Annotated in this window: 11 protein-coding genes; 8 read left to right on the top strand and 3 right to left on the bottom strand. The window is 72.1% G+C overall.

The annotated features are described in order from the left end of the window. The first annotated feature begins 54 nt into the window (after positions 1–54). The 5 genes from ACH4NX_RS33050 (at position 55) to ACH4NX_RS33030 (ending at position 5,013) form a co-directional block, all read left to right on the top strand. Positions 55–1,275 (top strand): RNA-guided endonuclease InsQ/TnpB family protein, encoded by a 1,221-nt coding sequence (locus ACH4NX_RS33050; protein ID WP_398129737.1) that lies wholly within the window; start codon positions 55–57, stop codon positions 1,273–1,275. Positions 1,276–1,439: 164 nt separating this feature from the next. Further along, positions 1,440–2,342: an ABC transporter ATP-binding protein gene (locus ACH4NX_RS33045; RefSeq protein WP_398129736.1), complete on the top strand. Its 903-nt coding sequence runs from the start codon at positions 1,440–1,442 to the stop codon at positions 2,340–2,342. Continuing rightward, complete coding sequence (locus tag ACH4NX_RS33040) at positions 2,339–3,088, top strand: ABC transporter permease (protein ID WP_351400192.1); 750 nt, start codon at positions 2,339–2,341, stop codon at positions 3,086–3,088. Before ACH4NX_RS33045 ends, ACH4NX_RS33040 begins: the two co-directional genes overlap by 4 nt. A 40-nt stretch (positions 3,089–3,128) precedes the next feature. Further along, positions 3,129–4,376 carry a sensor histidine kinase gene (locus ACH4NX_RS33035; protein WP_351400193.1) on the top strand — a complete coding sequence of 416 codons (1,248 nt, stop codon included), beginning with the start codon at positions 3,129–3,131 and terminating at the stop codon, positions 4,374–4,376. Continuing rightward, complete coding sequence (locus ACH4NX_RS33030) at positions 4,369–5,013, top strand: response regulator (protein WP_398129735.1); 645 nt, start codon at positions 4,369–4,371, stop codon at positions 5,011–5,013. Before ACH4NX_RS33035 ends, ACH4NX_RS33030 begins: the two co-directional genes overlap by 8 nt. A gap of 13 nt (positions 5,014–5,026) precedes the next feature. On the opposite strand, the gene ACH4NX_RS33025 is transcribed toward ACH4NX_RS33030, so the two are convergent. The 3 genes from ACH4NX_RS33025 to glgX all read right to left on the bottom strand — a co-directional run bounded on the left by ACH4NX_RS33025 (position 5,027) and on the right by glgX (position 8,944). Next, the gene (locus ACH4NX_RS33025; protein ID WP_398129734.1) at positions 5,027–6,427 is read right to left on the bottom strand and encodes a sulfatase; all 1,401 of its coding nucleotides are present in this window, start codon (positions 6,425–6,427) and stop codon (positions 5,027–5,029) included. Positions 6,428–6,510: 83 nt separating this feature from the next. Next, complete coding sequence (locus tag ACH4NX_RS33020) at positions 6,511–6,606, bottom strand: putative leader peptide (protein ID WP_351400195.1); 96 nt, start codon at positions 6,604–6,606, stop codon at positions 6,511–6,513. Positions 6,607–6,682: 76 nt separating this feature from the next. Continuing rightward, positions 6,683–8,944 carry a glycogen debranching protein GlgX gene (gene glgX / locus ACH4NX_RS33015; RefSeq protein ID WP_351400196.1) on the bottom strand — a complete coding sequence of 754 codons (2,262 nt, stop codon included), beginning with the start codon at positions 8,942–8,944 and terminating at the stop codon, positions 6,683–6,685. Positions 8,945–9,114: 170 nt separating this feature from the next. Between glgX and ACH4NX_RS33010 the strand changes: the two genes are divergently transcribed. The 3 genes from ACH4NX_RS33010 to ACH4NX_RS33000 all read left to right on the top strand — a co-directional run bounded on the left by ACH4NX_RS33010 (position 9,115) and on the right by ACH4NX_RS33000 (position 12,729). Further along, positions 9,115–10,362, top strand: coding sequence for an Ig-like domain-containing protein (locus ACH4NX_RS33010; RefSeq protein WP_398129733.1), 1,248 nt, complete (start codon positions 9,115–9,117; stop codon positions 10,360–10,362). Positions 10,363–10,516: 154 nt separating this feature from the next. Continuing rightward, on the top strand, positions 10,517–11,782 hold the full coding sequence (locus ACH4NX_RS33005) for an Ig-like domain-containing protein (RefSeq protein WP_398129732.1): 1,266 nt from the start codon (positions 10,517–10,519) through the stop codon (positions 11,780–11,782). Positions 11,783–11,961: 179 nt separating this feature from the next. Then, the gene (locus ACH4NX_RS33000) at positions 11,962–12,729 is read left to right on the top strand and encodes an enoyl-CoA hydratase-related protein (protein ID WP_351400198.1); all 768 of its coding nucleotides are present in this window, start codon (positions 11,962–11,964) and stop codon (positions 12,727–12,729) included. Positions 12,730–12,869: the final 140 nt, after the last annotated feature.

The following is a 12,869-nucleotide window of genomic DNA, read 5'->3' as shown; positions in this document are numbered from 1 at the left end:
TCCTTCGCAGGGTTCGGGACGGCACGGTCCTGGTTGGGGCTGTGAGGGGGCGAGATGGCGCGGGTGGGGGCGGGTGCTGGGGTCGGGCATGCGCGGTACACGTATCGGTTGCGGGTGTCGTCCGCTGCCCGCACCGTCCTGGGGGCGGAGTGGGGCCGGTGCCGGTGGGTGTGGAACGAGTGCGTCGCCAAGTCCCGGGCCGTGCACCTGCACAACGGGGCGACCGGCGAGAAGGCCACGTGCGGCCCGGCCCAGCTCGACAGGATGCTGACCGAGGCCCGTGCCCGTACGCCGTGGCTGCGTGCGGGTTCGTCGGTTCCCCAGCAGCAGGTCATCCGCGACTTCGGCCGCTCCCGCGCCAAGGCGCACCAGGACATCACAGCGCGCCTGTCCATGGCGCGCCGGGCCGGGATGCCCACATGGAAGACCAGACGCGAGTCGCTGCCGACCCTGAACTACACGAAGCGCGGGTTTCGGTTGAGGGACGGCCGGCTGTACCTGGCGGGCGGCATCGTCCTGTCGGTGGTGTGGTCGCGGGAGCTGCCGGGTGAGCCGTCCTCGGTGCGCGTGTACCAGGACAGTCTCGGGCACTGGTACTGCTCGTTCGTCGTCCCCGCTCAGCTCCAGCCGCTGCCGGAGACCGGCCGGGTCCTCGGCGTCGACTGGGGGGTGCGGGAGACGGCGACGACCACGTCCGACGCGCACGATCTGCCGCACCCCGGGCACGGCGGGAAGGCCCGGGTGCGGCTGGCCCGGTACGACCGGATGACGGCCCGCCGCAGGCCGAAGAAGGGCAAGGCCGTGTCGAAGGGCTACCGGACGGCGCGGAGACTGCGGGCGAAGGCCCACAAGAAGGTCGCGAGGCAGCGTGCGGACACCGGCCGCAAGTGGGCCAAGAAGGTGGTCCGTGACCACGACGTCATCGCGGTCGAGGACTTCCGCCCCAAGTTCCTGGCCAAGTCGACCATGGCCCGCAAGGCCGCTGACGCCGCCATCGGCGCCACCAAGGCCGCCCTGACCGAGATGGGCCGCAAACACGGGCGGGACATCCGCCTCGTCCACCCGGCGTACACCACGATGGACTGCGCGCAGTGCGGAGCGAGAGCCAAGCACGCCCTGCCGCTGGGTGAGCGCACCTACACCTGCACCGCCTGCGGAACCACGTCCCCACGGGACAAGAACTCCGCACGCGTCATGCTCGTCCGGGCTGGTCTCAAACCGGCTGGCGTCGAGGGCGGAAGACCTCCTGGAGCGCTGCTCCAGGAGGCGGCCTGAGCCAGGAATCCCCTCCCACCAGGGAGGGGAGGATTCAACACTGACACTGCCCACCGGGTTTTCGAGCTCACCGGGGTCGTACGGAGGCATCAACCGATCGGCTGATGCGCCTTCGAGCGCGTCGGCCGATGTGCCGCACGCCCGTGTCCCGGGACCCTGACGTCATGCCCGTCATCGAAGTCACCGATCTGCGCAAGTCCTACGGCGACCACCCCGCCGTCGACGGTGTGTCGTTCGCCGTCGAGGAGGGCGAGATCTTCGGCATCCTCGGCCCGAACGGCGCCGGCAAGACCACCACCGTCGAGTGCGTCGAGGGCCTGCGCGTCCCCGACGCGGGCCGCGTCCGCGTCACCGGCCTCGACCCCGTCGCCGACCACAGGGAGGTCACCCACGTCCTCGGTGCCCAGCTCCAGAAGAGCGAGCTGCAGCCCAAACTCACCGTCCGCGAGGCCCTGGAGCTGTACGCCGCCTTCTACCCGGAGCCCGCCGACTGGCGCCCGCTCGCCGAACGCCTCGGCCTCACCCCGAAGCTGGACTCCCGGTTCGGCAAGCTCTCCGGTGGCCAGAAGCAGCGCCTGTCCATCGCGCTCGCCCTGATCGGCGACCCGCGGATCGTCGTGCTGGACGAGCTGACCACCGGCCTCGACCCGCGCGCCCGGCGCGAAACCTGGCAGCTCATCGAGGACATCCGCGCGGACGGCGTCACCGTCCTGCTGGTCACGCACTTCATGGAGGAGGCGCAGCGCCTCTGCGACCGGATCGCCGTGATCGACAAGGGGCGGGTGGCCGCCCTGGACACGCCGGTCGGGCTGATCCGCCGGTCGGCGGGCGCCACCGTCATCAGCTTCACGCCGTCGGCGCCGCTGGACGACGACGACCTGAACGCGCTGCCGGAGCTCGCCTCGGTGGATCACAAGGACGGCCGCGTCACCCTGTCCGGGACCGACGAGACGGTCAACGCCGTCATCACCCTCCTCGCCCGCACCCGCGTCACCGCCCACCAGCTGCGTGTCACCGACGCCACGCTGGACGACGCCTTCCTGGACCTCACGGAGGCCACGGCATGAAGACCGACGTCCTCAACACCGCCGTACTGAAGACGGAGATCCGCCTCTTCGGGCGCGAACCGGGCGGCGTCTTCTGGATCCTGCTCTTCCCCACCCTGCTCCTGGCCATCCTGGGCTCCATACCGTCCTTCCGCGAGGCCGACCCCAACCTCGGCGGTCTGCGGCCGGTCGACGCCTACGTGCCGGTGGCCGTCCTCCTCGGGCTGATCGTCGGCGGGCTCCAGGGCATGCCGCCGACGATCGCCGGCTACCGGGAGAACGGCATCCTGCGCCGGATGTCGACCACGCCGGTCCGGCCCGCCGCCCTGCTCACCGCGCAGATGCTGGTGCTCGGCGCCGGCGCGCTGCTCTCGGCCCTGGCCGCCCTCGCGGTCGGCCGGCTCGCCTTCGACGTGACGCTGCCGCGGCAGCCGCTCGGCTACCTCCTGGCGCTGCTGCTCGCCCTGGGCGCGTCCCTCGCCCTGGGGGCCCTGCTCTCCGCCCTGTCCCGCACGACGAAGATCGCCACCGCGCTCGGGTCGACCGCGCTCTTCCCGGCGATGTTCTGCGCGGGTGTGTGGCTGCCGGTGGAGGCGATGCCGGACATGCTGGGCGACATCGTCGGCTGGACCCCGTTCGGCGCCGCCGCGCAGGCCCTGAACGACGCCGCGGCGGGCGACTGGCCGGGCTGGATCCACCTCGGCGTCCTGGCGGCCTGGACGGTGCTGCTCACGGCGGCGGCCTCGCGCTGGTTCCGCTGGGAATGAGCACATGGGGTGGTGCGCGGGCGTGGCCGACAATGACGTCATGACGGAGACCACGCTCGACGAACGGTGGGCGTTGTTCGAACGCTGGGGCCCGTACGGCCTGTTGCTCCTGAGCGGCCTGATCGCCTGGGCGACCGCCGACGCACTAGGCATGACCACGGCCGAGCGCTGGGCGTGCGGCGCACTGATCGGCGCGGCCGTCGTCCTGCACCTGTGCTGGAGCGGGATGGCCCGCACCCGTCCCGGGCCGTCCACCGCGGGTACCTGGTACTACGCGATCCGCTGGGCGGTCGGGTTCGCGCTCACCTGGGCGAACCCGCTGTTCGCCTTCTACGCCGCCATCGGCTACTTCAGCGTCGAACACCTGCTTCCCCGCCGTCTGCGCAAGGTCGGTCTCTTCGCCACGGCCGTGACCGCGGCGGGCTCCCAGTCGGGCGGGCTGCCGCCGACCGGGCAGCTGGAGTGGATGCTCTTCGGCGCAGTCCTCGCGGCCAACGCCTTGCTCGTCTTCCTCTTCGGTCACTTCGCCGAGCTGGAAGAGGTCCGCGGCGCGGCCCGGCTGGAGACCATCGCCGAACTGGAGCGCACCAACACCGCCCTGCAACAGGCCCTCGACGAGAACGCCGCGCTGCACGCCCAGCTCCTCGTCCAGGCCCGGGAGGCCGGGGTCGCCGACGAGCGCCGGCGGCTGGCCGCCGAGATCCACGACACCCTCGCCCAGGGACTGACCGGCATCATCGCCCAGCTCCAGGTCGTGGCGGCCACCCCCGACCAGGACCTCGGCCGCGCGCACATGGACCGCGCCCTGGCCCTGGCCCGCCACAGCCTCGGCGAGGCCCGCCGCTCCGTGCACAACCTCTCCCCGGTCGCCCTGGCCGACGACGGACTGCCGGACGCACTGAAGAAGACGGTGACGGAGTGGGGCGAACGTACGGGCATACAAGCGGGGTTGACCGTCACCGGCACCGCCGAGCCGCTCCACGACGAGGTGGCGGCCACCCTCCTGCGCGTCGCCCAGGAGGCCCTGTCCAACACCGCCCGGCACGCCGCCGCCGGCCGGGTCGGCGTCACCCTCTCCTACATGGGCGACGAGGTCACCCTGGACATCCGCGACGACGGCCGGGGCTTCGACGGCGGCGCCGTCCGGCAGCGCACCCCCACCGGGGGCTTCGGCCTCGACGGCATGCGGGCCCGCGCCGAACGCATCGCCGGCACGCTGACCGTCGAGGCCGAGCCCGGCCAGGGAACGGCCGTCTCGGCTCGCGTACCGTTGGTCCGCCATGACTGACGAAGCCGTGATCTCCCTCCTCATCGTCGACGACCATCCCGTGGTCCGCGACGGCCTGCGCGGCATGTTCGAGTCCGCGCCCGGCTTCCGCGTCCTCGGCGAGGCCGCGAACGGCGTCGAGGCGCTGGAGCGGGCCGCCGCACTCGACCCGGACGTCGTCCTCATGGACCTGCGGATGCCGGGCGGCTCCGGCGTGGACGCCATCCGGGAACTGACCCGGCGCGGCGCCCGCGCCAAGGTCCTCGTCCTCACCACGTACGACACCGACTCCGACACGCTGCCCGCGATCGAGGCCGGCGCGACCGGCTACCTCCTCAAGGACGCGCCCCGCGACGAGCTGTTCACCGCGGTCCGCGCGGCGGCCGAGGGGCGCACCGTCCTCTCCCCGGCCGTCGCCACCCGCCTGGTCTCCGCCGTCCGCGCGCCCAGGACGCCCGGCGGCGAACCGCTCTCCGCCCGCGAGCGCGAGGTGCTGGCCCTGGTCGCGCGGGGCACCTCCAACAAGGAGATCGCCCGTGAACTGTTCATCAGCGAGGCGACCGTGAAGACCCACCTCACCCACCTCTACGCCAAACTCGGCGTCAACGACCGCGCGGCGGCGGTGGCGGTGGGCTACGACCGGGGCATCCTCGGCTGAGCCGCGGCCGGGCTCAGGAGACCGGACAGGGCAGCAGCCCGTCGTCCACCCGCTCCCAGGCCGCCCGCAGTTCGGCCAGCAGCTCCGGCCGGACGGCGGCCAGGTCGGCCTGCTCACGGGCGTCGGTGCCGAGGTCGTACAGGTGGTCCCCGCCGTCCGCGTCCCGGTAGTACTTCCAGTCGCCGCGTCGCAGTGCTCGGTTGCCCCGCACCCGCCAGAACAGGTCGCGCCCGGGCACGTCCTCGCCCCGCAGGAGGTAGCCGGCCAGACTGTGGCCGTCCAGCGGGTACGCCGGGTCCGGCCGGGCGCCGCCCAGCTCCAGCAGGGTCGCCGTCCAGTCCGGTGAGTACACCGGCTCGTGGCTGACCTGCCGGGCGTCGACACGGGCGGGCCAGCGCAGGATGGTCGGCACCCGGATGCCGCCCTCCAGCAGCTCGGACTTCCCGCCGCTGAGCGGCCACTGGTACGAGAAACGCTCACCGCCGTTGTCGCTGGCGAAGACGACGACGGTGTTCTCCTCCTGTCCGAAGCGGCGCAGCGCGCCGAGTACCTCGCCGACCGACGCGTCCAGGCTCCGCACCATCTGCCGGTACTTCTCCACCGATCCGCCGTCGTCGTGCCGCAGCCCGCCCAGCACCTTCCCGGCGCGCACCCTCGCGGCGATCTCGGCGCCGGTCTCCTCGTCGTCCTCGGTGAGCCACGGCCGGTGCGGGGTGGTGAAGTTCAGGTTGAGCAGCCAGGGCCGGTCGTGGTCGCGGCCGACGTACTCGACGGCCCGCTCGGTGAGGACGGTGGTGTAGTAGCGCAGGTCCTGGTAGGTGGCGTCGCCCTCGTACAGGTCGTAGTCGCCGAGCTGGCCGAGCTTGGAGAAGTACTCCAGCGCCCCGCCGAAGTTGCCGAAGAACTCGTCCCAGCCGGACTTGGTGGGGCTGTGGTCCGGCAGCCACCCGCAGTGCCACTTGCCGATGAGCGCGGTCGCGTAGCCCGCCCCCTTCAGCAGGGAGGCCAGCGTGGGGTGGTCCGGGTCCAGGCCCTGGGAGCGGTTGCCGAGAGGCTCCGCCAGACCTCCCTTCGCGCGCCCCGGGAAGCGGCCCGTGTAGAGGCTGAACCGCGTCGGGGAGCAGGTGGCCGAGCCGGAGTAGCCCTGGGTGAACCGGACGCCCTGGGCGGCGAGCCGGTCCAGGTGGGGCGTGCGGATGTGCGGGGCGCCGTAGGACGACAGGTCGGCCCAGCCGAGGTCGTCGCCGAGGATGAACAGGATGTTGGGACGTCTGCGGGGGCGGGCCGCGCCGGGGCGGGCCCGGAAGGGGCGTTCGGCGGGGGCGGCCGCGGCGGTTCCGGAGGTGCCGGCCACGGCGCCCGCCGCGCCGCCGCCCAGCAGTCCGCCGAAGACACGACGGGATATCTCAGGCATGCGTCATCCCTGGGGAAGAGGAGAAGAGACGTGAAGCGAGGAGAGGTGAAGCGAGGAGAGGCCAGGAAGCAGGCGTGCGCGGGTCAGCGACAGACGGCGCTGGACTGCCGGCACAGGTCGACGTGGCGTCGCACCACGAGCGCGACGCCCACGCACCGGCGGGCAGCGGAGGACCTCATGCCCCGGGACGCTGCCAGCCGGCCGGTACGCCGGTCAAGAAGACCGCCGCCGAGTTCACGGAGCCGAAACGAGACCTCAGCCGACGACCCGCAGCAGCAGCACCGACCGCGCCGGCACCGTGGCCTTCGCCCCCGCCGGGAGCGTCCCGCCCGGCGCGTCGGCCTGCCGCTCCCGGCTGGTGTCGACGACCACCTCGTACCGCTGTGCCCACGGCGGGCCCGGCAGCACGAAGCCGGCCGGCCGGTCACCCGCGTGCAGGACGGTCAGGAAGCTGTCGTCGACGATCGCGGCGCCGCGCTCGTCGCGGCCCGGGATGTCCCGGCCGGACAGGTACATGCCGAGGGTGGCGGCGGGGGCGTACCAGTCCCGCTCCGTCATCTCCGTGCCCCGGGCCGTGAACCAGGCCAGGTCGCGCAGGCCGTCCGCGGAGTGCGCGCGGCCGGAGAAGAAGGCCCGGCGGCGCAGTACCGGGTGTTCGTGCCGTAGCGCGATCAGCCGGGAGGTCAGCTCGAACAGGGGCCGCCACTCCGGGTCGTCCAGCAGGCTCCAGTCCACCCAGCTGATCTCGTTGTCCTGGCAGTAGGCGTTGTTGCTGCCGCCCTGGGTGCGGCCCAGCTCGTCGCCCGCGACCAGCATCGGCACCCCGGTCGACAGCAGCAGCGTGGTCAGCAGGTTGCGCAGCTGGCGCCGCCTGAGCGCCCGTACGTCCTCGTCGTCCGTCTCTCCCTCCGCGCCGCAGTTCCAGGACCGGTTGTCGTCGGTGCCGTCCCGGTTGCCCTCGCCGTTCGCCTCGTTGTGCTTGCGCTCGTAGGACACCAGGTCCCGGAGCGTGAAGCCGTCGTGCGCGGTGACGAAGTTGACCGACGCGTACGGCCGCCGCCCGCCCCACGCGTACAGGTCGCTGGAGCCCGACAGGCGGTAGCCCATCTCCCGCACGTCCGGCAGCGCGTGCCGCCAGAAGTCCCGGACCGAGTCGCGGTACCGGTCGTTCCACTCCGTCCACAGCGGCGGGAACGCGCCCACCTGGTAGCCGCCCGAGCCGACGTCCCACGGCTCGGCGATCAGCTTCACCCGCCGCAGCACCGGGTCCTGCGCGATCACCGCGAGGAACGGGGACAGCATGTCGACGTCGTGCATGGAGCGGGCCAGCGCCGCCGCGAGGTCGAAGCGGAAACCGTCCACACCCATCTCCGTCACCCAGTAGCGCAGGGAGTCGGTGATCAGGCGCAGGACGTGCGGCTGGACGACGTGCAGCGTGTTGCCGCAGCCCGTGTAGTCGGCGTACCTGCGTGCGTCCGGCTGGAGGCGGTAGTAGCCGCGGTTGTCGATGCCCTTCAGGGAGAGCGTCGGGCCCAGCTCGCCCGCCTCCGCCGTGTGGTTGTAGACCACGTCGAGGATGACCTCGATGCCCGCCGCGTGCAGCGCGCGCACCATCCGTTTGAACTCGCCGACCTGCTCACCCGTGGTGCCGGAGGCGGCGTAGGCGGCGTGCGGGGCGAAGTAGCCGATCGAGTTGTAGCCCCAGTAGTTCTTCAGGCCGCGCTCCAGCAGATGACTCTCGTGCGCGAACTGGTGCACCGGCAGCAGCTCCACCGCCGTCACGCCCAGCCGGGTCAGGTGCTCGATCGCCGCCGGATGCGCCAGACCGGCGTACGTGCCGCGCAGCTCCTCGGGGATGCCGGGGTGCAGTTTGGTGAAGCCGCGCACGTGCAGTTCGTAGATGACGGAGTCCGCCCACGGCGTCTTCGGGCGCCGGTCGTCCGCCCAGTCGTCGTCATCGTGGACGACGACGCCCTTCGGGACGTACGGCGCCGAGTCCCGGTCGTCGCGCACGGTGTCGGCCACGTGCTGCTCGGGCCAGTCCCGCACATGCCCGTACACCTCGGGCGGCAGGGAGAAGTCGCCGTCGACCGCACGCGCGTACGGGTCGAGCAGCAGCTTCGCCGGGTTCCAGCGGGCGCCGGTCCACGGGTCCCAGCGGCCCCGCACCCGGAAGCCGTACCGCTGCCCGGGACCCACGTCCGGCACGAAGCCGTGCCAGATCTCGTGCGTCAGCTCGGTCAGCCGCACCCGGCGCTCCCCGCCGCCGGGACCCGGGCCGTCGAACAGACAGAGCTCCACCGACTCCGCCCCGCCCGCCCACAGCGCGAAATTCGTCCCCGCCACCTGGTCCGGACCGGTCCGGAACCGGGCGCCCAGCGGCACCGGGGTGCCCGGCCAGGCCGGCACGGCGGGCGGCGGCGCGGCACGCCGCGCGCCGTTGACCACGACGGCGGGGCGCCCGTCCTCGGCGGCCTGGTCGCCGGCCACCGCCTCCTGCTCGGCTGCGCTGGACACCTGTCAGCCTCCTGCGGCTCGTGGAACGAAGTGCCTCAGACAGGAAGACGGGAGGAGGGCGTGCGGCGTCCCGACCGCCGCTCCCCGTCGCGTCGTCCTCCCCACAGTTCTGCCCACCGCATGGCTCGCACTCACGTTTCCCCAGGGCCGACCGGTCGTTACGGGTGGATGTGAGGCACGTACATGGACGCGCACGGCGCGCGGGGGCCGCTCTGGCCGCCGTACTGACATGGGCAGGACTGCTGGCCGGAGCCGCCGGATGCACCTCGGACGGCGGGGGATCCGGTGGTGGCATCGGTGGCATCGGCGGGGTGTTCGGCAAACCCCCCGCCGCCGAGGAGGTCATCCGCATCACCCCGGACGACGGCAGCAAGGCCGTCCGGCCGGAGAAGAAGCTGTCGGTCCGGGTGCCCGACGGGCGGCTGGAGTCGGTGAAGGTGGTCAAGTCGCAGGACGCGCAGGAGACCCCGGTGCCCGGCCGGATCTCCGACGACGGCCTGCGCTGGGAACCCGACGACGACCGGCTGGCACTGGCCGCGAGGTACACCGTCGACGCCGTCGCCCTGAGCGGCGAGGGGCGCCGTTCCGCCCGGCACACCACCTTCACCACCCTCGTCCCCGACGAGCGCTTCATCGGGTACGTCGCCCCCGAGAACCGCTCGGTCGTCGGCACCGGCATGATCGTCTCGCTCGAGTTCAGCCGGGAGATCACCGACCGCGCCGCCGTCGAACGCGCCGTCTCGGTGACCTCGGAACCCGCCGTCGAGATCCGCCCCCACTGGTTCGGCAAGGACCGCCTCGACTTCCGCCCGAAGGAGTACTGGAAGCCCGGCACCGAGGTCACCGTCGGCCTGCGCCTGCGCGACGTCGAGGGCGCGCCCGGGATCTACGGGCTCCAGCACAAGACGTTCTCCTTCAGCGTCGGCCGCAGCCAGGTCTCGCTGGTCGACGCGGCCGAGCGCACCATGGAGGTGCGCCGGGACGGCACCCTGCTGACCACCGTGCCGATCACCGCGGGGGCGCCGAAGACCCCCACCTACAACGGCAAGATGGTGATCACCGAGATGCTCGACGTCACCCGTATGAACAGCCGCACGGTCGGCTTCGGCGGCGAGTACGACATCCCCGACGTGCCGCACGCCATCCGTCTGACCAGCTCCGGAACCTTCCTGCACGGCAACTACTGGGCGCCCGAGGACACCTTCGGCCGGGCCAACGTCAGTCACGGCTGCGTCGGACTGCGCGACGTCAAGGGCGGCGGTTCCGACACCCCGGCGGGCTGGTTCTTCGACCGCAGCCTGATCGGCGACGTCGTCGAGGTGGTCCACAGCAAGGACAAGAAGGTCGCCCCCGACAACGGTCTCGGTGGCTGGAACATGAACTGGGAGAAGTGGAAGGCGGGCAGCGCGGTGAAGTGACGCCGGCGTCTTCCCGGCCCCCGATCGCCAACTCGGTACGGAACAGTGACAATTCCGCTGCCCCTCACGCCCCTGGCCTGCGGTTACGATGCGCCCGTGCGCGCGCCGGCGCACTGGGGCGCGGGCCCGACCAGGCCCGGCGAGGGGAGACAAGTTGAACGTGCGTCCGATATCGGGGACGTCGTCGGCCGGCATCCGGGGGCGGGGCGGCAAGGGACGCGGCAGGGCGCTGTCGGCACTGGCACTGGGCGTGCTGCTGACGGTCACCGCGTGCGGCGGGGGAGGGTCCGGCTCGGGAGCCGGGGCGGGGGAGGGCGGCGGGGAGAACGTGAAGGACTCCACCGCGGCACAGAGCAAGCAGTCCGAGGCCGTCGTCACCATCGCCCCGAAGGACGGGGCCGAGGCCGTCGACACCAGCGGAGCCCTGAAGATAGCCGCCGCGAAGGGCAAGCTCACCGAGGTCGTGGTCAAGGACGGCGAGGGCGCGAAGGTCGACGGCGAGATATCCGGGGACGGCGCCACCTGGACGCCGTCCACCCATCTGGCCGCCGCCACGAAGTACACCGTGCACGCGGTCGCCAAGGACTCCGAGGGCCGTACGGCGGCCGAGGACTCCCGCTTCACCACCCTGACGCCGAAGAACACCTTCATCGGCACCTTCACACCGGAGGACGGCTCGAAGGTCGGCGTGGGCATGCCGTTCTCGATCCGCTTCACCCGGGGCATCACCAACCCCGAGGAGGTCGAGAGGGCCATCCGCGTCAAGACCGAGCCGGCCGTCGAGGTCGCGGGCCACTGGTTCGGCAACGACCGCCTGGACTTCCGCCCGGAGAAGTACTGGAAGGCCGGCACCAAGGTCACCGTCGACCTCAACCTCGACGGCGTCGAGGGCCGCGACGGCGTCTACGGCGAGCAGGCCAAGACCGTCTCCTTCACCGTCGGCCGCAGCCAGGTCTCCGTCGTCGACGCCAAGAAGCTCACGATGCAGGTCGTCCGGGACGGCAAGACCGTCAAGACGATCCCCATCACCACCGGCGCGCCCGGCTACGAGACCTGGAACGGCCAGATGGTCATCACCGAGCGGCTCCCCGTGACCCGGATGAACGGCGAGACGGTCGGCTACGGCGGCGAGTACGACATCAAGGACGTCCCGCACGCCATGCGCCTGTCCACCTCCGGCACCTTCATCCACGGCAACTACTGGGGCGGTGACGCCTTCGGCAACCGCAACTCCAGCCACGGCTGCATCGGCCTGCGCGACGTGCGCGGCGGCTGGGACGAGAAGGCGCCGGGCGCCTGGTTCTTCGAGAACTCCCTCATCGGCGACGTGGTCGTGGTGAAGAACTCCAACGACGCGACCATCGCCCCGGACAACGGCCTCAACGGCTGGAACATGTCCTGGGAGAAGTGGAAGGCCTGAGCCCTCCGGCGAGAGTCCGGCGTACGGCCCCGGTGCCCGTCCTCGATATGAGGTGCGGCACCGGGGCCGATGCCGTTGACAGTCGTGCTGTGCCTGCCCGGGGGCGACCCCCGGACCCCGGCCGAGTGTGAGCGACGGCACCGACCGAGTTTCCGTTAGGCGCCGTTAACCTGCTGGGCATGACCGTACATCTCGAAGTCGCGGACGGCGTCGGCACGCTGCGCCTGGACCGCCCGCCCATGAACGCGCTGGACGTCGCCACGCAGGACCGCCTGAAAGAACTCGCCGAGGAGGCCACCCGCCGCGAGGACGTACGCGCCGTGGTGATCTACGGCGGCGAGAAGGTGTTCGCGGCCGGCGCGGACATCAAGGAGATGCAGGTGATGGACCACGCGGCGATGATCGCGCGCTCCCGTGGCCTGCAGGACTCCTTCACGGCGGTGGCCCGCATCCCCAAGCCGGTGGTCGCGGCGGTCACCGGATACGCCCTCGGCGGCGGCTGCGAACTCGCGCTCTGCGCCGACTTCCGCATCGCCGGCGAGAACGCCAAGCTGGGCCAGCCCGAGATCCTGCTCGGCCTGATCCCCGGCGCGGGCGGCACCCAGCGGCTGTCCCGGCTGGTCGGCCCCTCCAAGGCCAAGGACCTCATCTTCACGGGCCGCCAGGTGAAGGCCGACGAGGCGCTCGCGCTCGGCCTGGTGGACCGCGTGGTGCCGGCCGCCGAGGTCTACGAGCAGGCGCACGTTTGGGCCGCGCGGCTCGCGAAGGGGCCCGCCATCGCCCTGCGCGCGGCGAAGGAGGCCATCGACACGGGTCTGGAGACGGACATCGAGACCGGCCTCGCCGTCGAGCGGAACTGGTTCGCGGGTCTGTTCGCCACCGAGGACCGCGAACGGGGGATGCGCAGCTTCGTGGAGGAGGGCCCCGGGAAAGCCAAGTTCCTCTGAAGTTCGCCCGTAGCACGCGCAGTTGACGCGGTGTCTGATTCGGGGTCCCTCGATGGGGCGGTTTATGGCAGCCTTGACGCACCATTGAGCGCGTCGTGTCGAGGGAGCCCGCCGTTCGTCTCCGGCAAGGTCGTCCGCGC

Origin of the sequence: Streptomyces sp. NPDC017225 (assembly GCF_044331465.1) — a bacterium.
Taxonomy (GTDB): Bacteria; Actinomycetota; Actinomycetes; order Streptomycetales; family Streptomycetaceae; genus Streptomyces.
The sequence above is the reverse complement of the archived record's forward strand: the minus strand, read 5'-3'. Positions and strand labels throughout refer to the sequence as shown.

What these genes read in the sequence shown, in the direction of transcription:
- ACH4NX_RS33025 (WP_398129734.1), bottom strand. Translation starts at nt 6,427, where the DNA reads ATGCCTGAGATATCCCGTCGTGTCTTCGGCGGACTGCTGGGCGGCGGC.
- ACH4NX_RS33020 (WP_351400195.1), bottom strand. Translation starts at nt 6,606, where the DNA reads ATGAGGTCCTCCGCTGCCCGCCGGTGCGTGGGCGTCGCGCTCGTGGTG.
- ACH4NX_RS33035 (WP_351400193.1), top strand. Translation starts at nt 3,129, where the DNA reads ATGACGGAGACCACGCTCGACGAACGGTGGGCGTTGTTCGAACGCTGG.
- ACH4NX_RS33050 (WP_398129737.1), top strand. Translation starts at nt 55, where the DNA reads ATGGCGCGGGTGGGGGCGGGTGCTGGGGTCGGGCATGCGCGGTACACG.
- ACH4NX_RS33045 (WP_398129736.1), top strand. Translation starts at nt 1,440, where the DNA reads ATGCCCGTCATCGAAGTCACCGATCTGCGCAAGTCCTACGGCGACCAC.
- ACH4NX_RS33040 (WP_351400192.1), top strand. Translation starts at nt 2,339, where the DNA reads ATGAAGACCGACGTCCTCAACACCGCCGTACTGAAGACGGAGATCCGC.
- ACH4NX_RS33030 (WP_398129735.1), top strand. Translation starts at nt 4,369, where the DNA reads ATGACTGACGAAGCCGTGATCTCCCTCCTCATCGTCGACGACCATCCC.
- ACH4NX_RS33000 (WP_351400198.1), top strand. Translation starts at nt 11,962, where the DNA reads ATGACCGTACATCTCGAAGTCGCGGACGGCGTCGGCACGCTGCGCCTG.